Origin of the sequence: Shewanella colwelliana, from assembly GCF_001735525.1 — a bacterium.
Lineage (GTDB): Bacteria > Pseudomonadota > Gammaproteobacteria > Enterobacterales > Shewanellaceae > Shewanella > Shewanella colwelliana.
This window is the reverse complement of record NZ_MCBT01000009.1, coordinates 126090-151075: the sequence shown is the minus strand read 5'-3', so window position 1 is coordinate 151075 and position 24986 is coordinate 126090. Positions and strand designations below refer to the sequence as shown.

At 45.7% G+C, this 24986-nt stretch carries 21 protein-coding genes, 1 tRNA gene and 1 rRNA gene; 8 read left to right on the top strand and 15 right to left on the bottom strand.

Features of this window, described 5'->3' with window-relative positions; genetic code table 11:
• Nucleotides 1-204: 204 nt before the first annotated feature.
• The 3 genes from BEL05_RS03640 to gmhB all read right to left on the bottom strand — a co-directional run bounded on the left by BEL05_RS03640 (nucleotide 205) and on the right by gmhB (nucleotide 2928).
• Nucleotides 205-281: transfer RNA gene (locus BEL05_RS03640), tRNA-Ile, on the bottom strand.
• Nucleotides 282-408: 127 nt separating this feature from the next.
• Nucleotides 409-1951 (bottom strand): 16S ribosomal RNA (locus BEL05_RS03635).
• Nucleotides 1952-2376: 425 nt separating this feature from the next.
• Nucleotides 2377-2928, bottom strand: a complete 552-nt coding sequence (gene gmhB, locus BEL05_RS03630) for a D-glycero-beta-D-manno-heptose 1,7-bisphosphate 7-phosphatase (protein WP_069670302.1) — start codon at nucleotides 2926-2928, stop codon at nucleotides 2377-2379.
• Nucleotides 2929-3091: 163 nt separating this feature from the next.
• Between gmhB and BEL05_RS03625 the strand changes: the two genes are divergently transcribed.
• The gene (locus tag BEL05_RS03625; RefSeq protein WP_069670301.1) at nucleotides 3092-4408 is read left to right on the top strand and encodes an aminopeptidase P N-terminal domain-containing protein; all 1317 of its coding nucleotides are present in this window, start codon (nucleotides 3092-3094) and stop codon (nucleotides 4406-4408) included.
• Nucleotides 4409-4524: 116 nt separating this feature from the next.
• Here the strand turns inward: BEL05_RS03625 and BEL05_RS03620 are convergent, their stop codons facing one another.
• The 3 genes from BEL05_RS03620 to BEL05_RS03610 form a co-directional block, all read right to left on the bottom strand.
• Nucleotides 4525-5100, bottom strand: a complete 576-nt coding sequence (locus tag BEL05_RS03620; protein ID WP_069670300.1) for a uracil-DNA glycosylase family protein — start codon at nucleotides 5098-5100, stop codon at nucleotides 4525-4527.
• A gap of 166 nt (nucleotides 5101-5266) precedes the next feature.
• A complete protein-coding gene (locus BEL05_RS03615; protein ID WP_069670299.1) occupies nucleotides 5267-6544 on the bottom strand; it encodes an NAD(P)/FAD-dependent oxidoreductase in 1278 nt (425 codons plus the stop codon).
• Nucleotides 6545-6555: 11 nt separating this feature from the next.
• Nucleotides 6556-7596: a proline racemase family protein gene (locus tag BEL05_RS03610; protein ID WP_069670298.1), complete on the bottom strand. Its 1041-nt coding sequence runs from the start codon at nucleotides 7594-7596 to the stop codon at nucleotides 6556-6558.
• A gap of 203 nt (nucleotides 7597-7799) precedes the next feature.
• Here BEL05_RS03610 and dapA point away from each other — a divergent pair, with 203 nt between their 5' ends.
• The 5 genes from dapA to BEL05_RS03585 all read left to right on the top strand — a co-directional run bounded on the left by dapA (nucleotide 7800) and on the right by BEL05_RS03585 (nucleotide 13285).
• Nucleotides 7800-8714 (top strand): 4-hydroxy-tetrahydrodipicolinate synthase, encoded by a 915-nt coding sequence (gene dapA / locus BEL05_RS03605; RefSeq protein WP_069670297.1) that lies wholly within the window; start codon nucleotides 7800-7802, stop codon nucleotides 8712-8714.
• Nucleotides 8715-8735: 21 nt separating this feature from the next.
• Nucleotides 8736-9737: a 4-hydroxyproline epimerase gene (locus BEL05_RS03600; RefSeq protein WP_069670296.1), complete on the top strand. Its 1002-nt coding sequence runs from the start codon at nucleotides 8736-8738 to the stop codon at nucleotides 9735-9737.
• Between the two features lie 41 nt (nucleotides 9738-9778).
• The gene (locus tag BEL05_RS03595; protein WP_069670295.1) at nucleotides 9779-11344 is read left to right on the top strand and encodes an aldehyde dehydrogenase (NADP(+)); all 1566 of its coding nucleotides are present in this window, start codon (nucleotides 9779-9781) and stop codon (nucleotides 11342-11344) included.
• 107 nt (nucleotides 11345-11451) lie between these two features.
• Complete coding sequence (locus BEL05_RS03590) at nucleotides 11452-12123, top strand: GntR family transcriptional regulator (protein WP_028764713.1); 672 nt, start codon at nucleotides 11452-11454, stop codon at nucleotides 12121-12123.
• A 97-nt stretch (nucleotides 12124-12220) separates the two neighbouring features.
• Nucleotides 12221-13285 (top strand): ketoacyl-ACP synthase III, encoded by a 1065-nt coding sequence (locus BEL05_RS03585; protein WP_028764712.1) that lies wholly within the window; start codon nucleotides 12221-12223, stop codon nucleotides 13283-13285.
• An 81-nt stretch (nucleotides 13286-13366) separates the two neighbouring features.
• Here BEL05_RS03585 and BEL05_RS03580 read toward each other — a convergent pair whose 3' ends face one another.
• From BEL05_RS03580 to BEL05_RS03545, 9 genes are all read right to left on the bottom strand, one after another.
• Nucleotides 13367-13942, bottom strand: coding sequence for a lecithin retinol acyltransferase family protein (locus tag BEL05_RS03580; protein ID WP_028764711.1), 576 nt, complete (start codon nucleotides 13940-13942; stop codon nucleotides 13367-13369).
• An 87-nt stretch (nucleotides 13943-14029) separates the two neighbouring features.
• The gene (locus BEL05_RS03575) at nucleotides 14030-14707 is read right to left on the bottom strand and encodes an exonuclease domain-containing protein (protein ID WP_069670310.1); all 678 of its coding nucleotides are present in this window, start codon (nucleotides 14705-14707) and stop codon (nucleotides 14030-14032) included.
• A 4-nt stretch (nucleotides 14708-14711) separates the two neighbouring features.
• Complete coding sequence (locus BEL05_RS03570) at nucleotides 14712-16559, bottom strand: DUF294 nucleotidyltransferase-like domain-containing protein (RefSeq protein ID WP_069670294.1); 1848 nt, start codon at nucleotides 16557-16559, stop codon at nucleotides 14712-14714.
• A gap of 89 nt (nucleotides 16560-16648) precedes the next feature.
• Nucleotides 16649-17296: a class I SAM-dependent methyltransferase gene (locus BEL05_RS03565; RefSeq protein WP_245686932.1), complete on the bottom strand. Its 648-nt coding sequence runs from the start codon at nucleotides 17294-17296 to the stop codon at nucleotides 16649-16651.
• A 193-nt stretch (nucleotides 17297-17489) separates the two neighbouring features.
• A complete protein-coding gene (locus tag BEL05_RS03560) occupies nucleotides 17490-19208 on the bottom strand; it encodes a sodium:solute symporter family protein (RefSeq protein ID WP_028764707.1) in 1719 nt (572 codons plus the stop codon).
• Nucleotides 19209-19219: 11 nt separating this feature from the next.
• A complete protein-coding gene (locus tag BEL05_RS03555; RefSeq protein ID WP_028764706.1) occupies nucleotides 19220-19486 on the bottom strand; it encodes a DUF4212 domain-containing protein in 267 nt (88 codons plus the stop codon).
• Between the two features lie 248 nt (nucleotides 19487-19734).
• A complete protein-coding gene (locus tag BEL05_RS20875) occupies nucleotides 19735-19980 on the bottom strand; it encodes a hypothetical protein (protein WP_139151808.1) in 246 nt (81 codons plus the stop codon).
• Nucleotides 19981-20641: 661 nt separating this feature from the next.
• Nucleotides 20642-22069, bottom strand: coding sequence for a DUF1214 domain-containing protein (locus tag BEL05_RS03550; protein WP_069670293.1), 1428 nt, complete (start codon nucleotides 22067-22069; stop codon nucleotides 20642-20644).
• Between the two features lie 47 nt (nucleotides 22070-22116).
• Complete coding sequence (locus BEL05_RS03545) at nucleotides 22117-22854, bottom strand: porin family protein (protein WP_069670292.1); 738 nt, start codon at nucleotides 22852-22854, stop codon at nucleotides 22117-22119.
• A gap of 178 nt (nucleotides 22855-23032) precedes the next feature.
• On the opposite strand from BEL05_RS03545, the gene BEL05_RS03540 reads away from it, so the two are divergent.
• Nucleotides 23033-23737 (top strand): hypothetical protein, encoded by a 705-nt coding sequence (locus BEL05_RS03540; protein WP_069670291.1) that lies wholly within the window; start codon nucleotides 23033-23035, stop codon nucleotides 23735-23737.
• A gap of 96 nt (nucleotides 23738-23833) precedes the next feature.
• Nucleotides 23834-24856 carry a DUF1214 domain-containing protein gene (locus tag BEL05_RS03535; protein WP_069670290.1) on the top strand — a complete coding sequence of 341 codons (1023 nt, stop codon included), beginning with the start codon at nucleotides 23834-23836 and terminating at the stop codon, nucleotides 24854-24856.
• Nucleotides 24857-24986 lie beyond the last annotated feature (130 nt).

The following is a 24986-nucleotide window of genomic DNA, read 5'->3' as shown; positions in this document are numbered from 1 at the left end:
GCTATGCGGGATCGAACCGCAGACCTCCTGCGTGCAAGGCAGGCGCTCTCCCAGCTGAGCTATAGCCCCATTTACATGCAGTCAAACAAATATATCGAATGCCAAATAATTTTGGCGAAGCCAAATCGAGTTTAGTCAAGGCAACTTGTTGCGACGTTTAGTTCACTAAACGAGTAACAAGTTAACGTAGAATAAACGAAGATTTGGTGGGTCAGAGTGGACTTGAACCACCGACCTCACCCTTATCAGGGGTGCGCTCTAACCAGCTGAGCTACAGACCCATTCTTTTTGGTTATTTAACTCTAATTGAATCAAATCCCTCAAAAATCATCTTTCGATATTTTTGCTCTTTCTTTCTATCAAGTAATCTGTGTGAACACTCAACAAACATTAAGTTAGTCGTATAGGTAAGGAGGTGATCCAGCCCCAGGTTCCCCTAGGGCTACCTTGTTACGACTTCACCCCAGTCATGAACCACACCGTGGTAAACGCCCTCCCGAAGGTTAAGCTATCTACTTCTGGTGCAGCCCACTCCCATGGTGTGACGGGCGGTGTGTACAAGGCCCGGGAACGTATTCACCGTGGCATTCTGATCCACGATTACTAGCGATTCCGACTTCATGGAGTCGAGTTGCAGACTCCAATCCGGACTACGACAAGCTTTGTGAGATTAGCTCCACCTCGCGGCTTCGCAACCCTCTGTACTTGCCATTGTAGCACGTGTGTAGCCCTACTCGTAAGGGCCATGATGACTTGACGTCGTCCCCACCTTCCTCCGGTTTATCACCGGCAGTCTCCCTAAAGTTCCCACCATTACGTGCTGGCAAATAAGGATAAGGGTTGCGCTCGTTGCGGGACTTAACCCAACATTTCACAACACGAGCTGACGACAGCCATGCAGCACCTGTCTCAGAGTTCCCGAAGGCACTAAGCTATCTCTAGCGAATTCTCTGGATGTCAAGAGTAGGTAAGGTTCTTCGCGTTGCATCGAATTAAACCACATGCTCCACCGCTTGTGCGGGCCCCCGTCAATTCATTTGAGTTTTAACCTTGCGGCCGTACTCCCCAGGCGGTCTACTTAATGCGTTAGCTTGAGAACCCAGTGTTCAAGACACCAAATTCCGAGTAGACATCGTTTACGGCGTGGACTACCAGGGTATCTAATCCTGTTTGCTCCCCACGCTTTCGTACATGAGCGTCAGTCTTTGTCCAGGGGGCCGCCTTCGCCACCGGTATTCCTTCAGATCTCTACGCATTTCACCGCTACACCTGAAATTCTACCCCCCTCTACAAGACTCTAGTTTGCCAGTTCGAAATGCAGTTCCCAGGTTGAGCCCGGGGCTTTCACATCTCGCTTAACAAACCGCCTGCGTACGCTTTACGCCCAGTAATTCCGATTAACGCTTGGACCCCTCGTATTACCGCGGCTGCTGGCACGAAGTTAGCCGGTCCTTCTTCTGCGAGTAACGTCACACCTAAACGCTATTAACGCTTAAGCTTTCCTCCTCGCTGAAAGTGCTTTACAACCCGAAGGCCTTCTTCACACACGCGGCATGGCTGCATCAGGCTTGCGCCCATTGTGCAATATTCCCCACTGCTGCCTCCCGTAGGAGTCTGGGCCGTGTCTCAGTCCCAGTGTGGCTGATCATCCTCTCAGAACAGCTAGGGATCGTCGCCTTGGTGAGCCATTACCTCACCAACTAGCTAATCCCACCTAGGTACATCCAATCGCAGAAGGCCCGAAGGTCCCCTCTTTTCCCCCGTAGGGCGTATGCGGTATTAGCAGTCGTTTCCAACTGTTATCCCCCTCGACTGGGCAGTTCCCTAGGCATTACTCACCCGTCCGCCGCTCGTCAGCAAATTAGCAAGCTAATTCCTGTTACCGCTCGACTTGCATGTGTTAGGCCTGCCGCCAGCGTTCAATCTGAGCCATGATCAAACTCTTCAATTAAAGTTTTTTTGCTCGACTACGTCGAACTGCTCAATGAATTCTACTGTTTCTCATTCACTGCGCTCATAAAGAAGCAGTGAACTCGATACTTACACTCTTGTAAAAACATGAGCGTAAGCCATATTGCTATGAACACTCATCTTACATTGAGTAAAATTTTTGATTGCTTTACATCCGAAGACAGAAAAGCAATTTCGAATAACTCAACACCTGTGAGTGTCCACACAGATTACTTGATAAATTGTTAAAGAGCGTTAGCACATCTCGGTAGTTCCAAGTGGCTAGGGCTGCGTATTCTACGTATTACGCAGCTTGCGTCAACCCCTTTTATTCGATTGTTTTCCCAAAAGCACTCAAACGCTCAAATGTTAAACAAACCGTCTATTATGCACCCATTTGGGGAGCCTTTTACTTAATAGTAGTAATCAAAGCGACTTTAAGTAAGCGGGTACGTCAGCAATTGAGTCTAAAACAACGGTCGCTGCAGCAATTGCCTCATCGGTCACCTCTTTACCTGTACGCACTAAAATGCGTGTAGGCACACCAGCGGCCTGAGCCGCCAACATATCATCGCGCTTATCGCCCACCATTACTGACTGAGTCAGATCAAGCTTTAAAAACAGTGCCGCACTATTAAGCATGCCAGGTTTGGGCTTACGGCAATCACAGTCTATTTTGTATTCACCAAGCCCTTTCTCACTGTGGTGCGGACAATAATAGATACCGTCAAGCTCAACCCCTTTGTCAGCAAAGTTCCAATCCATCCACTCAGTCAATGTGTGAAATTGATCTTCACTATAGAGCCCTCTTGCGATACCAGATTGATTCGTCACAACAGCGAGTTTATATCCCATCTGCTTTAACGCGACACAGGCTTCAAATACGCCCTCTACATATTCAAAGTCATCAACCTGATGGACATAGCCATGGTCTATATTGATCACACCATCTCTATCTAGGAATACAGCAGGATTCACAGGAAATACCCCAAATTAGGTCAACGTAAAAAATCTGGTGTTATTATCACACCAGAATCAGTAAATTGCACCGCAGAATCAGTAAATATGTCAAACTTTGCTAGCAGTGAATAAAATATACAAATATAGTATTCGTTATTCTGATTAGATAAGAGCCGTTTCGATGACATCACTCTATGACCAACGCCGACATGCACTAATGAATGCATTACCTGACGACAGTTTTGTGCTACTTGCTGGCTATCAGCAAAAAGTTCGCAGTAAAAATATCAAGTATCATTTTCGTCAAGACAACGATTTTCTTTATCTGACTGATTTTAATGAACCCGATGCGGTCGCGTTGCTATATAAAGATAGCCATGATCAGATTCATTACACCTTACTGTGTCGCCCTAAAGACTCGGCTCAAGAGGTGAGTTTCGGTGAACGAGCAGGAGTTGAAGGAGCCGTAACAAAGTATGGGGCTACTGCCGCCTATGATATCGCTGAATTGGAAACCGTGATAGGCGAACAGTTAACTCATCAGCATCATCTGTTCATCAGTGATGAACTTGGTCGATTCAAAGATAAAATTATTTCATGGAGTAATCTACAGCGAACCAGCACCTCCTTTGATACACCAAAGTGTTATCGCACCATTACCCCATTAGCTAAAATTTTGCATCCGTTAAGAGTAATAAAAGATGCCATAGAGCAACGCGCGATTAAAGCCGCCGTGGCCGCCTCTATTGATGGTCATGTCGCGGTGATGCGCGCTTGCAAGCCGAGCATCAATGAAGCGCAATTGGCTGCTCGCTTTAATTATGAGATTGCCAAGCACGGTGCTAACGAAGTGGCCTACCCTAATATCGTCGCATCCGGTAACAATGCATGCTGCTTACATTACGAGGAAAACTGTAGCCAAACCCTGTCTGGGCAAATGCTGTTAATCGATGCCGGTGCAGAGCTGAATCATTATGCTTCAGATATCACTCGCAGCTACCCAGTAAACGGTAAGTTCAGTGCTGCCCAAGCCACTATCTACCAAATTGTTCTTAACGCACTAGATGCTGCCATCGCTCAAGTAAAACCCGGCACAGCTTGGAATACCCTCTATGATACCTGTATGCGTGTGATGGCCGAGGGACTTTTAGAGACGGGTCTGCTGCAAGGTAGCATTGAAGAGGTGATGGCAACGCAAAGTTATAAGCGCTTTACTGTGCATAAAACGGGGCACTGGTTAGGCATGGATGTTCATGATGTTGGCCCATACCATGATAACAATGGCCAGTGGCGAACATTAGCTACTGGCATGATATTTACCATCGAACCTGGGATCTATATTCCAGAATCCTTTGATGATGTACCGCAGGAATATCGTGGCATGGGTATTAGGATCGAAGATGACATTCTCGTCACCCTAGAGGGTCATGAAAACTTGTCTGCTGCTGTGCCTCGTACCATTGCAGCGATTGAAGCTATGATGAATAGCGACGAATAAGTGAATGCTGGCATCGTTTCATCTGGCTTAATACAACTGAATAGCGCTGCCGCTGTACTCCTAGTAACCAGCGGCACTGGCTTGTTCACGCTATAGCCATACATATTGCAATAGCCCTAACCTAATATCCTAGCCATCCGTTGCTGCACTTGCGGCAGCAGTGCTAACTCAAACCAAGGGTGACGCTTTAACCAGATGTTATTTCGTGGACTAGGATGGGGCAACGCAAGCATGCTGTCACCGCTGCTAGCCCAGTTGCTAACGCGCTCAGTCACCGTTTGCTTATTATTAAAATAGTAATCTTGTGCGTATTGCCCAATAACAAGTGTGAGTTCGACGTTAGTGAGTTGCGCCAGTAATTTTTCTCGCCACTTATCGGCACAGGCTTTTATCGGTGGCAGATCGCCACTTTTACCTTTACCTGGATAACAAAAAGCCATCGGTAATATCGCGAACAGGTTTTCATCATAAAACTGCGCCTTGGTCACACCCAGCCACTCACGTAACCGTGCACCACTTGCGTCATCAAACGCAATGCCACTTTTATTAGCGGCTGCGCCAGGCGCTTGCCCAGCAATAACAATTCTGGCCTTAGGTGAAATTTGTACAATTGGCCTCGCCTCTTTCGGCAACAGCTCTGCACATTCTCGGCAAGCTTTTAGCTGGTTTACCAACTGATTAATATTTTCCATAAAACATAGTCAATTAAAATACAGAGGATAGCTTAGCCTGAAGAAGGCCTGATTACACTGTCGATTGGCATTGAGCAACCACACAAAAGAGACGAAATCATTAGATTTCGTCTCTTGCCTCACCACCCACTCGAACTGTTCGTCGAACATTTAACACTGCCTAGCACTAGCCAAATCTTTCTATCCTATATGGATGCATCGCGATATCGGTTTCAACATCTGTCACTTGTTGAGTCAGTAACTGAGCGCTTATCGCCGCCCAAGTCAGTCCGAGATGCTGATGACCAAAAGAGAAAAAAACATTTGCATGCTTAGGCGAGCGTCCCACGACAGGTAAACTATCAGGCATAGATGGCCTAAATCCCATCCAGCGCTGCCCATCTTCAATCTTAGCGCTAGCCAACACCTCTGGTAACAGTGCCTTGGCATGAGGTAGCAAGCAGTCAGCTCTCGCTGCCACTAATGGCGCCACTAATCCGCCAAATTCAACCGTACCCGCTAGCCGTGTGCCTTGGGCCATCGGCGTGATAATAAACTTTCGCTCAAACGAGGCAACGGGCCTTGATAAACGGCTATTTTGCGGCATCATCAAATGATAGCCGCGCTCCGTTTCCAATGGCACAGAAAACCCCAGTTGTTTAGCCAAAGGTTTAGACCAAGCGCCGGTGCAGAGCAGTACCTTGTCAGTGATGATTTGGCTCCCCGCTGCAGTTTCAACCTGAATGTGCGCAGTATCATTGCTTGTCACACTGTTGACGGTTTCAAGCAGTAGTTCACCACCTCGCTCAATAAAAGTATTGGCTAGCGCCTCACACAGCGCGGTAGGGTCTTCAGTGTGACCAACGTCAGTAAAATAGAGCGCATAAGAGACATTTTCGCTGAGATCGGGTTCCAATAACCTCGCATCATGACCACTTATTAGTTTTACTGTCACGCCAGCATCGGCATAGCTATCATAAGTTTTTTGAATCACATCGTAAGGCGTCGTTTCAAAAACCAACAAGCTGCCATTCAATGTCAGTAATGATTCACACTGACACGTTTTAACCAAGGCCTGCCATGCTGCGATACTCTGTTGATTAAGGGCTTTAATCCCTTGGCTGTTCGTCCATCGTTTGCTCGGCAACATATTGTGTAGAAAACGCATAAACCAGGGTAACGCACGATGAAAATAGCGGGGTTGAATACGAAATGGCCCAAGGGGGTCAAGTAGCATCCCTGGTAACTTAATTAGCATCGCAGGGTCGGCAAGTGGAAATACCTGCTCAGTAGCAAAGTGGCCGGCATTACCCGACGATGCACCAGCAGCGACACCCTCTTTATCGACAAGCGTGACCTTAAATCCCGCCTGCTGCAATGCGATAGCATTCGCGAGACCGATAACACCAGCACCGATAATAGTTACTCGTTCTTTATCTGAAATTGGGTTCATTTTACTGTCCATTTTGCTCGCCATTAACGCAACATAAAACCATCTTGAAACTGATCATCACCATCAACAAAAAATTGATGACGCCCAGTAATAAAAGAGCGCCCAGAGACTTCGGCGATAACGGCAGCCTTGCCGTTAAAGTCGGTTTTCTCTATCGCAGTCACTTGCATACACCCATCGACAATACTTTCAATATGTAAACACTCACCCAGCGCCACTTCGCCTTTCGCTCTTAGCAGCGCAATACGACCGGCAACCCCCGTGCCCGTTGGCGATCTGTCTACTTCACCATCGGCAAACACACATACATGGCGTGAATGAGACCTTGTGTTGGTGGTTTCATTAGAAGTAAAAATAGTGCCATAAAGAAAACTTAAATCCTGCTCTAGCGGATGAACTAATGGGTGAGCTGCCATTACAGCCAGTTTAATGCGCCGGCCTAAGTCGATTAACTGCGCCACATTCTCGGCACGGCAATTAATACCTAAAGCATCGGCATCAACATACGCATAGTAGGCGCCGCCAAAACCTATGTCGTAATTGACTTCACCGAGCCCTTCGACCGTCACGGAGCAATTAAGGGCTTCAGCCCAGGAGGGAACGTTGTGAAAACTCACCACCAGCTTACCGGTTTGGTCACGATAGGCACTCGCTGTGATCAAACCTGCGGGCGCATCGATTTTTATTATTTTCCGTTCACGACCTACTTCTATGTTACCCGTCTCAACAGCCACTTTTACTATGGCCAAAATTCCATGCCCGCACATACTGCTATAACCTTCATTGTGCAAAAACAACACACCAAAGTCTGCCCCTTCGGTAACTGGGGGCGTCAGCAATGCGCCGTACATATCGGCATGCCCTCTTGGCTCGTGCATCAATAGTTTTCTATAGCGGTCCAAATGCTCAGTCACATACTGGCGCTTCTCTAAAATAGTGTCGCCAACAATCTCTGGATAACCCGACGTAATTATTCGCAATGGCTCACCTTCGGTGTGTGCGTCTAGCGTAGTGAATTGTTGACACTTATCCAGCCAAGTTGGACTTAAATCTAATAGATGCATCGAGACCTTCTTTTTTATTATTTGTATGCAATATATAGTATTTGCTTGTAGACAAAAAATGCTATTTCACAACTATTATTACAACTAGGGGTTTTCTTTAACCAAGAATTGTATACAATATACTATAAGTTTTTGGGGAAATCCAAAATTTGATACTAATTTTTAAGCGTCATTTGCGCTGATTTATCTATAGAGGTCATAACATGAAAGTAAACTGGCAAGGTGTATTCCCAGCAATCTCAACCCAATTCAATGACGATGGGTCTATTAATTACGAATCAAATGCGAGAATGCTAGAAGACCTTATTAGCGACGGTATTGATGGCATCATTGCACTGGGCACTATAGGTGAAAACGCCTCATTGAGTGCAGAAGAGAAGCGTGAGTTTATTAAGCATACTGTTGAAACCGTCAAGGGCCGTATCTTAGTGTTGTCTGGCTGTACCGAAAACACCGCGCAACAAGCCGCCCAATATGCACAAGATGTCGAAACCTTAGGTGTAGATGGTCTTATGCTATTACCTGCAATGGTATACCGTGGTACTGACCGTGAGGTGATTGCACATTATCAATATGTTGCTCGCGCAACTAAACTGCCAATCATGATCTACAACAACCCAGTAAGCTATGGTGTTGATATCAATCTTGAAATGACTGCGATTTTAGCTGAAGAAGAAAACATCGTGGCGATCAAAGAGTCGACCACTGATACCCGCCGTCTCACTGAGCTTCAAAGCCGTTTTGGCGATCGTTTCAACATCCTTTGCGGCGTCGACGATATCGCACTAGAAAGCCTACTACTTGGTGCAACAGGCTGGATCTCAGGTCTAACTAACGTCTTCCCACGCGAATCAGTTACCCTATTTAAACTCGCCCGTGAAGGCCGTATTGAAGAAGCACGTGAGATCTATCGCTGGTTCATGCCTTTGCTACGCTTAGATACCATTCCAACCTTGGTTCAATGCATTAAATTTGCAGAGCAAATTGTTGGCCGTGGCAACGAAAATGTGCGTCTACCGCGCATGACATTGGTGGGTGAAGAGCGTGCCTACGTTGAGCAAGTGATTGCCAACGCCATGGCAACACGTATCGATCTTGACAAATACAACGTCAACTAACGACTTCGGAGTATGGCATAGATGTTAAAAGGAACTTACTTTTGCGTCGATGCTCATACTTGCGGTAACCCTGTCCGTTTGGTCACCAGTGGCCATCCGGACCTTAAGGGACGCAATATGAGCGAAAAGCGTCAGCATTTCTTAAACGAATACGACTGGATTCGTAAAGCGCTGATGTTTGAACCTAGAGGCCACGACATGATGTCTGGTGCCTTTCTTTATCCACCCTGCAGCGACAACGCTGACGCGTCCATTCTCTTCATAGAAACAAGTGGCTGCTTACCCATGTGTGGTCACGGCACAATAGGCACGATCACCGCAGCCATCGAGTCAGGTCTTCTGTGTGCTAAAACGCCAGGTAAATTAACCATAGATGTCCCCGCCGGCCAGATTAATATTGACTACCAACAAACAGGACAAAAGGTTGATTGGGTTAAAATATATAATGTGCCTGCCTACCTCGCTCATCAAGATGTAATACTTGATATCCCAGGTCTTGGCCCCTTAAAGATTGACGTATCCTACGGCGGTAACTACTACGCCATAGTCGACCCGCAACAGAACTTTCCTGGATTACGCCACTGGAGTGCGGGTGACATACTGCATTGGAGCCCCATCGTACGTCAGATAGCGCACGAACAATTGGTCTGCGTACATCCTAACGACCCCACCGTCAATGGCGTCTCTCATGTGCTTTGGACAGGCGATACCATTAGCGAAGGCTCAAACGGTGCCAATGCCGTATTTTATGGCGACAAAGCGATAGATAGGTCACCTTGCGGTACAGGCACTAGCGCCCGTCTTGCCCAACTCTACGCCAGAGGCGAATTAAAAGTAGGCTCTCAATACACCCACGAAAGCATTATCGGTAGTCAGTTCATTGGTCGAATCGAGAGTGCCGTAAAAGTCGGCGAATTTGAAGGGATCATGCCAAGTATTCAAGGTTGGGCTCGCATCATAGGTCAAAACGCGATCACCGTTGATGACGACGACCCCTACGCCTTTGGCTTTCAAGTGGTATAGACCAATACGGATTTAGCCCAACATAGAATTAGGACAATATAATGACACAGCAAACAGACATTCAACTGAGCGGACAGCATTACATTAACGGTCAATGGTGTGGCCAAGCAGCGCAATTTAGCAGTTTTAACCCTGTAACGAACAAACCTCTCAATTGGACATTTGCCGAAGCGACACCCGAAGAGGTTAATGCCGCAGCCCTTGCAGCCAAACAGGCGTTCACGAGTTATCGCAGTACAACGCCAGCACAGCGCGCCCAATTCTTAGAGACCATCGCCAGCAATATCGAAACCGATATTGAAGCCATTACCCAAACCGCCCACCTTGAAACTGGCCTGCCGATGATGCGCCTGCAAGGTGAGACAGGCAGAACCTGCGGTCAGCTGCGTCTATTTGCTGCAAACTTACGTGAGCCTATTGAGCACTTTGTTGCTGATTTGGCGAACCCTGAGCGACAACCTCTCCCTAAAGCCGATACGCGCTTAGGTGTATTGCCCCTTGGTCCTGTGGCTGTATTTGGTGCCTCCAATTTTCCGCTGGCGTTCTCGACCGCTGGCGGCGACACCGCCTCAGCATTGGCGGCGGGATGTCCTGTTATTGTAAAAGGCCATCCCGCTCACCCTGCTACCAGTGAGTTAGTCACCCGTGCTATCGCTAATGCCATCACACAATGTGATATGCCTGCTGGGGTGTTCAATCTCATTCAAGGCGGTCAGCCACAAACATCCACCGCATTAGTTAACGCACCGCAAATTAAGGCCGTGGGTTTTACAGGTTCGTTAAAGGTGGGTCGTATCTTGGCCGATCTTTGTGCGGCGCGCTCAGAGCCAATCCCCTTCTATGGTGAACTAGGGTCAACGAACCCTCAGTTTCTTTTACCAGCCATATTGGCTGAGCAGGCAGAACAGTTAGCCACAACCCAAGTACAATCAATGATGATGGGTCATGGACAATTTTGTACCAGCCCAGGGCTTATTATTGCGACTAAGGGGGAAGCCCTAGATCGCTATGTTGCAACCATGGCCACCAGCATTGCTGAGCAAGCAGCCAGCGCTATGTTAACCCCAGGGATTGCCGCAACCTATCAGGCACAAGTTGACGCCTTACTCAGCGATAGCACTGCCACGCTCATCGCTCAAGGTGGCGCAGCAGAGGCAAGTCACCAGACTCGCCCTATCGCAATTAGTGTCAGTGCAACTCAATATTTGGCAACGCCAGCCCTGCAACAGGAAGTGTTTGGTCCATGTGCTGTCGTCGTTAAATGCGATGATGCGGAGCAGCTGCAAGCGTTGGCTGAGCAACTCGAGGGACAGTTAACCGCAACCATTCATGGCACGACGGCAGAATTGGCTTCGGCACAAACACTGATTGAAGCGGTTAGTTATAGTGTCGGTCGTTTAATTTTCAATCAAATGCCGACCGGTGTTGAGGTATGCCATTCGATGAACCATGGTGGACCTTATCCCGCCAGCACCGATGGTCGTAGTACCTCTGTTGGTAGCGCGGCAATCACAAGATTCCAACGGCCTATCTGTTATCAGAATATGCCCGCAGCACTGCTACCTCAGCAGCTTCAAGATGGACACCCCAAGCTGCAGCAATTTTAGAAGACACATTTTATATAAGGGAAACCACGGTTTCCCTTTATTTATAGTGTTATAAGCGGTAATCTTATGCGGATCACATATAATAACGAATAGACATAACGGAAACTATGAGCCGAACAACGCCAATCGTTCATAAAACACGCACACAAGTTGTAGTTGAAGTCTTAAGAGAGAAAATCCTCTCTGGCGAAATTGCCGCTGGTGAACCATTGCGTCAAAGCGCATTAGCCGAAGCGCTAAATGTAAGTCGTATTCCAGTTAGAGAAGCATTACTGCAACTTGAAGCTGAAGGGCTAGTTAAGTTTGAAGCCCATAAAGGTGCGACGGCAACTGAACTATCAGTAGAACAAGTCACTGAGCTTTTTGAACTGCGTGCCCTCATTGAAACCGACCTGTTGGCCAAGGCTATTCCCAATATTACCGATGAGCTATTGGAACAAGCTGAAGGTTACTTAAATGAACTTGAAGCCGCCTTCAAAGAGGAAGATGCGGTAAGCAGTTGGAGCGAACTCAATACCAAGTTCCACACCTGCCTTTATCAAGCCGCAAACCGCCCTCACACGCTGGAAGTGGTGCATGGTTTAAACACCAATTGTGACCGTTATATCCGTCTTCAACTCCTGCTCGCAGGGGGTATTCCTCGCGCGGCACAAGATCACCGAGATCTGCTAGACTATTGTAAGACCCAGCAGATTGATAAAGCGATCGTATTATTAAAAGATCACATATTACATGCAGCAGCCGCAATTCGTGAGCTAGTTGCTCAACAAGTGGACTAGGTCACGGTCGACTGGTCAACTTCTTGCTAGGCTTATTAAATTAGTTCGATAAGGCAGAGCTTTGGTTCTGCCTTTATTATTTTTGAGAGAATATCAGATGCAGTACGCCACCATTACTGGCTGGGGAAAATGTGTACCTCCAGCAACGCTTACCAACCATGACCTTGCCACCTTTATCGACACATCAGATGAATGGATTAAGCCGCGTACAGGGATAAGCCAACGCCACATCAGCCATGTCAACACATCAGAGTTGGCATCTGTCGCCGCCAAGCGCGCACTGGCCGCAGCAGGACTAGAAGGCAGTGACATAGATCTCATCATCTTAGCAACGGCTAGCCCAGATACATTAATTCCTAACATTGCCTCTACCGTACAAGCCAACATTGGCGCGAGCTGTGGGGCGTTTGATATTAATGCTGCATGCAGTGGCTTCTTATATGGGCTTGGCCTTGCCAGCTCTCAGATAAAAAGTGGCCAATCAAAAAAAGTATTGGTGATTGGTGCTGAGCGCCTCTCTTTCTATCTAGATTGGTCACGCCGTGAAACGGCCGTGCTATTTGGTGATGGCGCGGGCGCTGTGGTTGTCGAAGCGACTGACCAACCAGGTGGCGTATTAGGTTATGAGTTAAATAACGATCCAGCGGGTCGTGATATCCTCAAGGCTGGTTTCGGTACCGCAATGGACAGATTCAACGCTGCCTCATTAGATTTTTATATCGAGTTTAATGGACAAGAGATCTTCAAGCGTGCCATTGCCGGAATGGGTAAACTCAGCACTAAAGTGCTTGAGAAATGTGGTGTTGATAAAGAGGAAGTGGATTGGGTTATTCCTCATCAAGCCAATGAACGCATAATCGATACCCTGATTAACCGCATGAAAATACCTAAAGAGAAAGCGGTCGTTAATATCGCCAACTACGGTAATACTTCTGCGGCAACAATTCCTATTGCAATATGTGATGCGCTAGAGAAAGGGATGATTAAGCCTAATCAAACCATCCTATCCTGTGCATTTGGTGCAGGATTAACCTCGGCAGCCGTACTCTTTAAATGGGGCGACCGCGTCACTCCAATCAATCAGTCAGATGCTGAGCTGCCACCTTGTGAGCAAACAGGTATTGAGCTGGTTGCAGGCGCAGTAAAACACTTCTGTGGCTAAGTAGCCTCAAACAAAAAAACCGGCATTCGCCGGTTTTTTTGTTTACGATGATTTAAAAACGCGCCACCAAGATTATTGCCGTTAACGTATCTCATCCCAATAGATGGCCTGATTAAAGTAGCTGCCGAGCTTTTTATTCAATTTGTCAAAGCTTGAAATAGCCACTTCTTCGCCTGTCATACAAGACCACACATAACGATGGCAGTTATTGTCAAACAGATCATAGTCACGATACTGATAGATGCTTGCTGTGGCCCTAGCTAAGGCCTTATCGGCAATCAAGGGATGATGCTGATGATCGCAGGCTTGAAAAATACGACTGCCTGTGCGTCCGGCTAAAAACCGTTTTGAGGATATAGGCCTAACAAGCCCAGAACCGTGAAGCTCCACTAAGCAGTCATCACCTAACCATATGCCAGTGTGCTCAATCACACCAAAAACAAAACAGCAGACAATGCTACCTGGCATGGGCGCAACTTTTACATCACTGCTATGCCAAACGCTGGGGGTTAATGGACTAGCCTGCTTCTCGTTTGGTTCAACCGGTGCTCGCCCCAATCGGCGCTCTACCTGCAAGGCCTTGCGCTTGTTACGCTCATCGGCCACCACCAGTGCACCGATTGCCGCCCCACCTAACCACAATAAGGGTAATGCCATAGTTACCTTTAACTAATTAATAAGCCAATTTATAACATAGGCAATTTACCCTATTAGCGAAATCAAATAAATGTAACCAAATCTGCATCAGCCGATCAACTCAGCCGCCTTTACCTGCTCTGTGCCACTAATTGACGCAACTTGCGCTAACAGTAACTCACCACAGGCCAATGCATCAATTAGTGCATTGTGCGCCGCGTAAATGGGCAAGTGGTAACGATCACGGCAGGCCCCCAGACGCAAACTCCCCTCTTTAAGTACTTCATGTTGACGCAACAGACGTTTACGCTCAACCGCTAAGGTATCGATAGCAATAAGGCTGACCTTCTCTCCCAGTAAACTGGCTAAACCATTTTGCAGAAATGCCAAATCCAGTGGTGCATGATGGGCAACAAGCACTTTGCCAAGGGTGGCTTCAAGAAACCATTCCATTGCTGCTTCAGGTGTTAATGCCTGTTTCAGGTGATTGTCTAAAATACCGTGAATGGTTGCACTCTGACCAACGCTGCCATCAATCTTAACCAATTTATGCTGGGCTTGAGCCAAAACGAGCTGACCATCTCTAATGGGCACCAGGCCTATACTCAAAATCTGGTCGAACGCTGCATCTAATCCGGTCATCTCAAGATCCACCGCTACCATAGGTACCTGATTTAGCGGCTTATCCAACAATGGCAGTAAGGCCTGATAGTAATTTTTAAGCTGCTCTTTATGGCTACGAAATGCCCGCCAACATAATCGGCTTTTTAATACCTGAGTGTGCAGCAAGCTAAAAACTCCGCGTAAATTTGAGCTTTATGCCAGCCTGAGCATCATGCACCACCTTAAAAGCATCCCGTAATTGATGTCTTACCAGCGACGACAGGTTTTGTGGTTTAAGGAAGTTGCTCAACGGCTCATTATGGGTAAATTGGTAGCCTTGATTCGATAGCCTCATGTGTGCAATAAACTCATGGGCGTCAGCCAAATTCAGCGCATCTTTTCGATTAATGATATTTTGCTCCATTAATAATCGAATGCGTTTGGCGGTATTGACCTCTTTGATCCCCGCAGACAGCGCATACACGCGGGCGATATCATTAATCAAGGCATTGCCTTTATGTTTCAGGTCAATCCCCTTCACTTCTTGGCCATCACGCTCTAATACAAATTTCTTAAAGAAACCCAGCGGCGGTGATACCTGTAATGAGTTAGCCGCCATTCCCGCTAAAAAGATGTCGTTATCTTTGGTTGACTCAAGCACATTGTCTTGCAGGCTATCGAACAAATTTGTTGGTCCAAATACACAGCGCATATCGAAAAAGATACTGGCATGCATTAATGCCTTGGGCTCAGGACGAACCACCCAAGTATCAAATTTAGTCTGCCACTGTTTTAAGGTCATACGCCACTGAGGGTTTTGCGCCATGATGTCGCCAGGACAATACACATAACCGCATTTATCCAGTCCCGCACACACCGCCTTAGTGAGTGCCTCAAAATACCCCTCAGCGTATTCGTCCATTTCGTGGGCGAGCAGTAAGCCATTGTCTTGATCAGAGCACGCGGCTTGATCTTGACGGCCTTGGGAGCCAAACGCCAACCAACAAAAAGGCATTGGCGCTTCACCTAATATCTGTTGGTTTAATAGGATCAGTCGACGTGTCAGGGCATCAGTCACCGATGTCAGTACTCGGCCTATCTCTTCGGCGCGCGCATCGGCGCTAATGAGGTTTTGCAGCAATAATGGGATCTGTTTACTCACGCTGATCAGACTGTCCAGATCATGCTGTCGCTCAATCTCGCCAATGAGCAACAGCGGCTGAGAACTTTGGCCGCGTAAGATATCGGTGCTAGTGATCACACCAACGGGCTGCTGCTCATCAATAATGGGCAGATGATGAATGTTATGTTGACTCATCAATAGCATAGCCTCAAAAACTAACGCACTAGAGGCTAGTGTTGTTGGGGCACATGTCATGGCTTGATGCACAGGTAATAAACCATCCAAGCCCTCAGCCAACACGCGGTTACGCAGATCTCTATCCGTTAGGATGCCCGCCAGCTTTTGGTTGTCTATAATCAATACCGATGAAACACGCGCATCGCGCATCAGCTTAGCAGCCTCTGTCACGGTAGCGTTAATATCTATGGTCAACGGATGCTTAGACATTAGGCTGCTGACGCGGTTGGTAGACCCCAGCTCTTTGGCTTTAAATCGGCTCTGATGGCGCAATCTTTTGGCAAAAGCACGATTAAAGAATCGGTCAAATTCACGACTCTCACTCCGCAGCTGATTAAAGGTATTGGGGTCGAGATGATAAACGAGACCATCTTCTAATATTTGCACTCGATTACTAACCTTATCGCCAGAGAGCAGTGACGGGAAACCAAAGAAATCACCATCACCCAATCGATCAATCAAGTCGCCATCTTCACTGCGCACCTCAAAGGCGCCACTGCGAACAATATAAAGTTGCGGGTGTGCTTCATCTAGCGGCACATACACTGACGACTTACCATAATAGCCCACCGTTAGCGCACGACAGCAGCGCTCCAGGGTCGCTGGCGACAGGCTGTCAAATGGGGTCAATTGGTTTAAAAAGTGGGAAATGGGTTGCAGTTCACTGGCGTCCATACTTTCTCTCTTAGATCAGCATATTCCCTACCACTATAACGTTAGCGTGTAATCTCATGCTATTCGACTAAAGGCCAGCCCGCACGTAATTAGGCGCCCTTCTTGGCTATTAAAAACAGATCCACATCACCACGTTCGGGATAATCTTGCCGATGAGTCCACACAACATTTAAGCCATTAACATGCAGCTGCTCTGTCAGCATGTCGCCATCATGGTAGTGAATAAACGCCTGATCCCCACTGCTCGATGTTTGCATACCAGAAGCAGCATAATCCCCCTCCATGGTGCTTAAGTACAGCACGCCGCCATCAGTCAAACACGCAGCCATGGTCCTTATTAGTAACTGAGTATCATCGCTATCGAGATAAGGCAGACAAAAGCCGCACACAATGACGTCGAACTGTTGCCCGAGTTGGGCAATTGCACGGCAATCCATCACCTCAAAAACGCCTTCAGGATTATTAGTCCGAGCAAGCTCAACCATGTTTGGCGCTAAATCAGAGCCTAAAAGGTCGATATCTGGCAGGCGTTCTAACAGATAACGACTAATATTGCCTGGCCCGCAGGCGATATCGAGCACCTTATCATTAGCGGAAATTCGCTCGCATAAGGCATCATAGGAGGCATGATACAGGGGAATGTCCATATACTTGTCTTGATAGACTTGTGCCAGCTTATTGAAGGTATTTACACTGATTTGGTTATGATCCAAAGCTTGATTCTCGACATTGGGCATACCTCACTCTAATGGAGAAATCGGCTCAGTACCAATCGGATCCATTACCATCAGGCTAATTCTCATCAAGTTTATGACTTATCTCGCTAATACCTACGTCTGCAGGCAAATTAAACCACTACTTTGTAAGCAACAAAAAGGAGCGCAAGCGCTCCTTTTGGTTATCACCATAAAACACGTATTGTGTCAGGTATTAATGATCGTGCGCCTCACCCGACCCTTTCGGGAAACGAATTGACTCAACCATATCAACCACATTTTGCGGTACCGCAGCGGTCATCTTGCTGACAACGAATGCCACACCAAAGTTAACCAACATACCTAGCATACCGATACCTTCAGGAGAGATACCCAAGAACCAGTTAGCAGGGTTGTTGTCCGCAGGGTTTACAAACTTGAAGTAAACAATGTAGCTCGCGGTAAATAACAGACCGATAACCATACCTGCAATAGCACCCTCTTTGTTCATGGTTCTAGAGAAGATACCCATGATAATGGCCGGGAACAGAGACGATGCAGCCAAGCCAAAGGCGATTGCAACCACCGCTGCCACAAAGCCTGGTGGATTGATACCGAAGTAACCCGCCATCACAATACCCAGTGCCGCAGCAATACGCGCAAACATCAGCTCCTTCTTATCGGAGATATCAGGCATAAAGTTTTTCTTCAACAGATCATGAGATACCGAAGTAGAGATAACCAATAACAGACCTGCAGAGGTTGATAGCGCAGCCGCTAGACCACCAGCCGCCACCAATGCAATCACCCATGCAGGCAAATTAGCAATTTCAGGCGTCGCAAGTACCATGATATCGCGGTCAATCTTCATCTCATTGGTATCACCTTTAGCATAGTAAATCTTGCCATCGGCATTCTTATCGTCCCACTTAATCAGACCCGTCTTTTCCCAGTTTTTAATCCACTCTGGTGCCGTTTCATAAGCAACACCTGTCGACTCTGGACCATTGATGGTTTCAATCATATTTACACGAGAGAACGCAGCCAGAGCAGGAATCGTAGTATACATAATGGCAATGAAAACTAACGCCCAACCCGCAGATACACGCGCATCTTTCACCTTAGGTACAGTGAAGAAACGAACGATAACGTGCGGCAGACCTGCAGTACCAAACATCAATGCACCAGTAATAAAGAACACATCAATCATGCTCTTAGAGCCTTCAGTGTACTGAGAGAAGCCGAGTTCAGCCGACAGCCCATCAAGCTTATCAAGCAGATAGACCCCAGTGCCATTGCCCGCCGCGTCAATTAACTCAGCACCGAAACCAATTTGTGGTAACACGTGACCTGTCATCATCACTGAGATAAAGATTGCTGGCACCATGAAAGCAAAAATTAACACACAGTATTGTGCAACCTGCGTATAGGTAATGCCTTTCATACCACCGAGTACGGCATAGAAGAACACCACGGCCATACCAATGTATACGCCCGTTTCCACCTCAACTTCTAAGAAGCGAGAGAACACAACGCCCACACCACGCATTTGACCAGCAATATAGGTGAAACAGATAAAGATGGCACAGACAACGGCTACTGTACGTGCCGCTTGAGAATAGTAACGGTCACCAATAAAGTCTGGCACGGTAAACTTGCCAAACTTACGTAAGTAAGGAGCCATACAGAGCGCAAGCAATACATAACCACCCGTCCAGCCCATCAAGTAAACTGAACCGTCATAACCCACAAATGACACAATACCCGCCAATGAAATAAATGACGCCGCAGACATCCAGTCTGCCGCTGTTGCCATACCGTTCATCACTGGGTGAACACCGCCACCTGCTACATAAAATTCTTTAGTTGAACCAGCACGAGACCAAATTGCGATCCCAATATAGAGGGCAAAAGTAAACCCAACGATTAAATAGGTTAATGTTTGAACATCCATCTCATTGCTCCTTAATCTTCATGAACATTGTATTTTTTGTCTAATGCATTGGCCTTGGCCACATAGACAAAAATAAGTGCAACGAATACGTACATAGCGCCCTGCTGAGCAAACCAGAAGCCCAACTTGAAGCCCATGAAGTGGATTTCATTTAGTACATCAACCAATAAAATACCGCAGCCAAATGACACTGCAGCCCAAATTGCTAGCAGTCCAATTACTAGACGTAAATTCTCACGCCAGTAACCTGCTGCCTTTTCGTTATTTTCAAAAGCCATTATTGCGACTCCCCTGTGCTGATTATTATTAAGTCAGGGATTAATCTAGCAAGCACAGGCTTAACAACAATCGCGACCTTAGTCTAACGCCAACGTAAAGGCGCAAGACGTAAACAACAAAACCATATAAAAACAATGCGATATGAGTTTACGCCAACGTAAAGTAAGTGTATTGATAATACAGTGCATTAGACTAAGGTCGAGCTTGAATGTGAACAAAATGTACAAAAAAACCGCCCAATTACAGTTTAGACTTTTAGCTCTATCGCGGTTTTCAATGCCAGTACATAGGTAGACGCTGACCTTCGAATGACGGTGTTGGCATTTTTGACTTGTAGCATTTGGCTGTATTGGTTTTTATTTCGCTGACGGTAGCGTTGACTTTCATGGTTTTGAATTGCTTGCAGCAGGCTATTCGTGCAGGTACTTCTGTGACACGCCGCAAGTACGTTCCCTTTAGGCTCTGCCGTGACATCTGACGTGAATGGATTCACAAATGCCGCGATGACATGGATGTCAGAGAGCGGCCATGCCTCAGAAGGTCACAACTGTGTTCGCACCGAGTTTTCTACCTCTTCGATTTGACCTTGCTGCTACCACTTGGGCAATGACAAGTTAACTCGTTTCTGGACAAAAATATACTGACCTTCGAATGAAGGTGTTGGCATTTATGTGGTTTAACATTTGGCTGAATTTGTGTTGGTAGAGTGTCTTTGAAATTTGTATCTTCACTTTAGCTAATCGCCTGTCCGGCGAGGAGTGTGCAGATACTGCTGCTACACGCCGTGAATCCATCCTTGGAGGCTCGACGATGGCATCCCTGCCATCAACGTCCGCACCCGCATCTACACCGAGTTATCTATTTCTTCGATTTGACCTTGTGAGAAGCTTTTGGACAAAACCTTGTTAGCGATCTCCCTAAATTAGCACTTCATGGATTATTTATTGTATTGTGAAAAATCTGGTCAGGTGGCTAGATTCATGCATCCGCTACACTTCTCGGAAATAAAAGCTTTTCTGTTTCCGTAACCTTACGCAGAATAGGCGAAAAATGTCTATTGGAGTCTGGGCAGTCCAAGTCTAACTGAATCAGGTCTATCAATATGTGGGCTACTTAGAAGCCCACTTTTTTGCTTTATGCTTTGACCTGCTTACTTAACTCGCTGTAACACGCTCCGCGTTTGGTACAGAGTACTCCTTATATGCTTCTAGCTCTGGATCATAGATACGCATGATAATGTCTAGGCGTTCGTCTTGACGGTTAATCGGCAGCCAATTTTCAGCGGGCACATCTGCCGGTTTTTCCGCACTAATGTGAATATCAATCCCCCCTTCTGCGTTTAAGACCATGCCTGCATTTTCACCAACACTGTATTTCATATGATCGTTAGGAATAAAGAAACCATTTTCAGAATCATATAATGTCACTGACCAAAAGGCTTTTGCTGGCGGCAACTCATCTTTACTCATCTTTATCACGTAATCATGCTGTGCGTTTAACGGCTCACCATCTGCGCTAACAACCGGCGGATAAACAGCTTCTGAAGCAGGTAATCCGACAGGACCGATCACTGATTGCAAAACCAATAAATGTAAGTCTATCTCCCCTTTTGTTTTAAACAAATCTAAACCATGTTTAGCTGTAAATACTGGATCTTGCGTTCTTGCAAACATATCCATTCTTACTTTATCGGCAACGGCTCTAAAACGTTCGCCATCAACCGCAATCGATTTTTCTTGATCAAAAGCTTTACCGGGCTGTAAACCAAGCTTTTTCATCGCGGTTAAATAAGCTTGATCTAATGGATCATTAGTATCAAATGTTGTGTGGTTTAGAACAAACTGCATCACTTCAAGAAAATTGTTCGCGTAGATATCAGAGTCAGTTCGCCCCACCGCTGGTAAGGGTGTTCTGTCGACAGGTTTAGCGGGCTTGCCTTGATACTCATTAAGTGTGACTACGGCAATACCTTGCATCTGCTCTGCAATCTCTGTGAATTTTTCCGGCTCATTAGCATGAGGCATCACACGAAAAGCGGCGGACACGAAGTCGCCATCGACTTTAATACTACGATCGATTCCTTCTACAGGTTCTCCGCTATAACCTGAAGTTCTTTCCGTATAAAACAACACCTTTTCAGGTACTTGAAAATCATTTTTGGTCACTGAAATAGGCACTGTTACATAGTGATCATAACCAGTTACCATTAAAGATGCATAGCTTGAATCAAAGGCTGGTACATCAATTATTACCGCATCATCTCGTAAATCTAACAATGAAAATACATAAAGTGTATCGTTATTCGGGCGTGCTATGTCTGTAAGAGTATGATCTTTAAGCTGTGTATCCGCATGTACTGTGTTCCATCCCCCCTGTGCTAACGCAAATTTATTGTTGACGTTATACATTGCAACATATTGATATGAATGGCGCACAATATCTTCCAGAGCTGCATCCGTTATCTCTAGTACTTCTGTGGATTGGATTAAAGTAGATTCACTATTTGAGGATTGATGGCATCCAGTCATTATTAGAGATGCACTGATTGCAACCGCCGCTATAGCATTATTTTTAATTGTCATGATGTTTCCTAGTTCAGATATTATTTAGATTATTCAATACTGCGGTGCTAAAAATCCCAATTGAGACCGAGTTGCCAGCCTTGCTGTTTTATGTCGTAAACAAAGTCCCCATTCGAGTAATCGACATCAAATTGGCGATAACCTACAGTCCCACTAATAGCTGGTGTAAATTGATAACCTAAGTTGGCTTGCACGTCGTAGAATCCATCAGAACTGATTCCGCCAATTTGTCCGCTGGCATTCACAAATAAATTAGAATCTTTGAATTGGTGCTGCCCTTGCACCCCTATTAACGCATCAAACCAACTATCACTTGCGTTCCCTGTTAGCAATGGAATACCTCCGTGATAGTCATAGTTGACGTTGGTATAACGTGTCCCAGCTAGCAATTGAATGTGTGTATTTTCATTCTGAAATACTTCGTATCCATAAGCCATAGTGAAAAGAGTGGTCGTGGTATAAACATCTAAATCGCCAAGAACAGGACCTATTTCTTCACTGCTTCTGATATCGCTATAGCTATAATCTACATAGATTCCATGATTACCTTTAACAGCTGAACCCGATAGAGAAAGCCCATATTGAGCATCATCGATGATGTTTTTTGGAGACATTTCAACGGGAGGAAGCTCTGCAAACCCCGCGGAGCCTCTGTGATCTGTTAGCCACATATATGGATTAATAGAAAACTCCCAGTCATCCTGATTCTCAGGAGTTGCTAGAGTCAAAGGTGAAAATATTACGCTGCTGATGAGTAAGTAATTCTTTAAAGAAGGTTTATTCATGATGTCCTCAAATATGTCTTTAGTTGTTTGATAACAAAACAATAAACTGACTTTCACCTAAAAAACATGAATTACAGAGAGTCTAATTTGAATACCAAATTCGACTCTCTGTAATTCATGTTTTGCTTCTTATTTTACCGATAACATGTTGCCAACAATAAATAATGGAGGAAAAGAAATGTACATTAAGAACACACTCGCTATTTCCATTGGGCTTGTTTTGTCAACCATGGTATCTGCCGAAAATTCTGTAAAAGACTCTGAAGACACCATCAACTTTGCAGATCCAACGGTAATCTACTCTTCTTTCGAAGCCGCTTATGGTACAGAAGGAGCAACACTTGGTTTCGGTTTAGCATCTCAAATCAATGAGGAATGGGGAGGACTGGCAAAATATGAAGGTAAGAAAAATTTGAACTTACATCGAATCAGAGCTGCGGCAACCAATACCGAAATAGGCTCTGGTATCCTTTTAGATTACATCTGGGATACAGATTTTGCAGGTGCAGGAGCTGACTCTCATTCACTAGTGGTGAACGGATTACAGGTTTTGCCATTGGGTGAGAATGCTCTATTTGTTCCAATGGTAGGTGTAGGGTTTACCACGAATGATTTCGCTGAAAACGAAGCCGCAATTGGAATGGTACAAGCCATGCTGGTCTACAACTTCACTCCAGAGGTTTGGGCTAATTTTATTCCTCAGTATACCTACAGCTTTAATGATCTAAAACTTAAAAATGGTGACACACAATCCATTAGAAGGTATGAGTTTGAAACAGTTGTAGGATACCGATTTGACAACAATCAAAACGTACGATTGCTGTATAAATATAACGAAGACCGCGAACATGAAGCAACTTTAAGTTATACCTATGCGTTTTAATCTTTGAATCCAAGAGCGATTCCAATAACCCGCTTGTCGGTGTTATATATCGCATTATCTTTTATATATCAGTTATATATGACAATGAGAACTACAATGAAAATTCATAATACTTTAAAGCTTTCTGTTATCGCGCTTTCTCTATCTTCGCTTTCCATCGGGGCTGCGTTAGCCACAGAAAACGTCAACATTGATAACTTCGCACGTGCTGAAAGCGATACTATGATCCGATCTCAATTATCTATCATTGGGGATGTCGGAAAATTATTCCATATGAGAGCACCAACCCCACTAGATCAACAAGCGATCATTCGAATGAATCTGGATACGCTTTATTCGGGAGTAATTCTAGACTTAAGTGAGCCTGCAACTATAACATTACCCGATGGAGCTGAGCGATATATAAGTATGCAAGTCACCAACCAGGATCATTTTATATTCGCAGAAACAGAAGCAGGGACTTATACCTTAACTGAAGAAAACGTAGGTACACGATATGCCGCTATTTCATTCCGAGTACTAGCAGATAGTAGTGATCCTGAAGATATTAAAGCCGCCAATGAGTTACAAGATAAAATCAATGTCGATACGCCACTTGTTGGGGTTAAACCTGAGCTTCCTAACTGGGATCTTGAACAGCTACAGTCTGCTCGAGATGCTTTAAACACTTTAGCCTTATTAGGCACAGATGCCTCTAAAGGATTCGGGCTAAAAGAAAAAGTTGATCCAGTGCATCATGTATTGAGCACCGCCTCTGGCTGGGGGGGGTTACCGGTACAAAATGCCGTGTACGACGTTTTAACTGTAGACAAAAATGACGGAGATACCGATTATCAGGTGACAGTAAAAGATGTTCCTGTAAATGCATTTTGGTCTATAACGGTATACAACAAAAATGGTTTTTTAGAAGAAAATGATCTAGGGGTGCATAGTTTCAACAACTTAATGGCTGAATCTAATGATGACGGCAGCATTACCATCGACTTTGGAAACTGTAGCGAAAAAACCGTCAATTGTTTACCTACAACGGATGGTTGGAACTATCTTGTCCGCATGTATGAACCTCAATCTGAAATTATCAATGGAGAGTGGCGATTCCCAGAGCTAACTCAGAAATAACGGTCGTTATAGACTTTATCAAAGCCAACTGATTATTCAGTTGGCTTTTTTCATGGGCCGAACTCAGCATATTTGTTCCACATCATTACTACATAGCGTTCAATACAGCTACAATACAATGTCGATATTT

What these genes read in the sequence shown, in the direction of transcription:
- BEL05_RS03590 (WP_028764713.1), top strand. Translation starts at nt 11,452, where the DNA reads ATGAGCCGAACAACGCCAATCGTTCATAAAACACGCACACAAGTTGTA.
- BEL05_RS03570 (WP_069670294.1), bottom strand. Translation starts at nt 16,559, where the DNA reads ATGGACGCCAGTGAACTGCAACCCATTTCCCACTTTTTAAACCAATTG.
- BEL05_RS03560 (WP_028764707.1), bottom strand. Translation starts at nt 19,208, where the DNA reads ATGGATGTTCAAACATTAACCTATTTAATCGTTGGGTTTACTTTTGCC.
- BEL05_RS03580 (WP_028764711.1), bottom strand. Translation starts at nt 13,942, where the DNA reads ATGGCATTACCCTTATTGTGGTTAGGTGGGGCGGCAATCGGTGCACTG.
- BEL05_RS03585 (WP_028764712.1), top strand. Translation starts at nt 12,221, where the DNA reads ATGCAGTACGCCACCATTACTGGCTGGGGAAAATGTGTACCTCCAGCA.
- BEL05_RS03595 (WP_069670295.1), top strand. Translation starts at nt 9,779, where the DNA reads ATGACACAGCAAACAGACATTCAACTGAGCGGACAGCATTACATTAAC.
- BEL05_RS03545 (WP_069670292.1), bottom strand. Translation starts at nt 22,854, where the DNA reads ATGAATAAACCTTCTTTAAAGAATTACTTACTCATCAGCAGCGTAATA.
- BEL05_RS03610 (WP_069670298.1), bottom strand. Translation starts at nt 7,596, where the DNA reads ATGCATCTATTAGATTTAAGTCCAACTTGGCTGGATAAGTGTCAACAA.
- BEL05_RS03535 (WP_069670290.1), top strand. Translation starts at nt 23,834, where the DNA reads ATGAAAATTCATAATACTTTAAAGCTTTCTGTTATCGCGCTTTCTCTA.
- BEL05_RS03555 (WP_028764706.1), bottom strand. Translation starts at nt 19,486, where the DNA reads ATGGCTTTTGAAAATAACGAAAAGGCAGCAGGTTACTGGCGTGAGAAT.
- BEL05_RS03620 (WP_069670300.1), bottom strand. Translation starts at nt 5,100, where the DNA reads ATGGAAAATATTAATCAGTTGGTAAACCAGCTAAAAGCTTGCCGAGAA.
- BEL05_RS03565 (WP_245686932.1), bottom strand. Translation starts at nt 17,296, where the DNA reads ATGCCCAATGTCGAGAATCAAGCTTTGGATCATAACCAAATCAGTGTA.
- BEL05_RS03550 (WP_069670293.1), bottom strand. Translation starts at nt 22,069, where the DNA reads ATGACAATTAAAAATAATGCTATAGCGGCGGTTGCAATCAGTGCATCT.
- BEL05_RS03625 (WP_069670301.1), top strand. Translation starts at nt 3,092, where the DNA reads ATGACATCACTCTATGACCAACGCCGACATGCACTAATGAATGCATTA.
- BEL05_RS03540 (WP_069670291.1), top strand. Translation starts at nt 23,033, where the DNA reads ATGTACATTAAGAACACACTCGCTATTTCCATTGGGCTTGTTTTGTCA.
- dapA (WP_069670297.1), top strand. Translation starts at nt 7,800, where the DNA reads ATGAAAGTAAACTGGCAAGGTGTATTCCCAGCAATCTCAACCCAATTC.
- BEL05_RS03600 (WP_069670296.1), top strand. Translation starts at nt 8,736, where the DNA reads ATGTTAAAAGGAACTTACTTTTGCGTCGATGCTCATACTTGCGGTAAC.
- BEL05_RS03615 (WP_069670299.1), bottom strand. Translation starts at nt 6,544, where the DNA reads ATGGACAGTAAAATGAACCCAATTTCAGATAAAGAACGAGTAACTATT.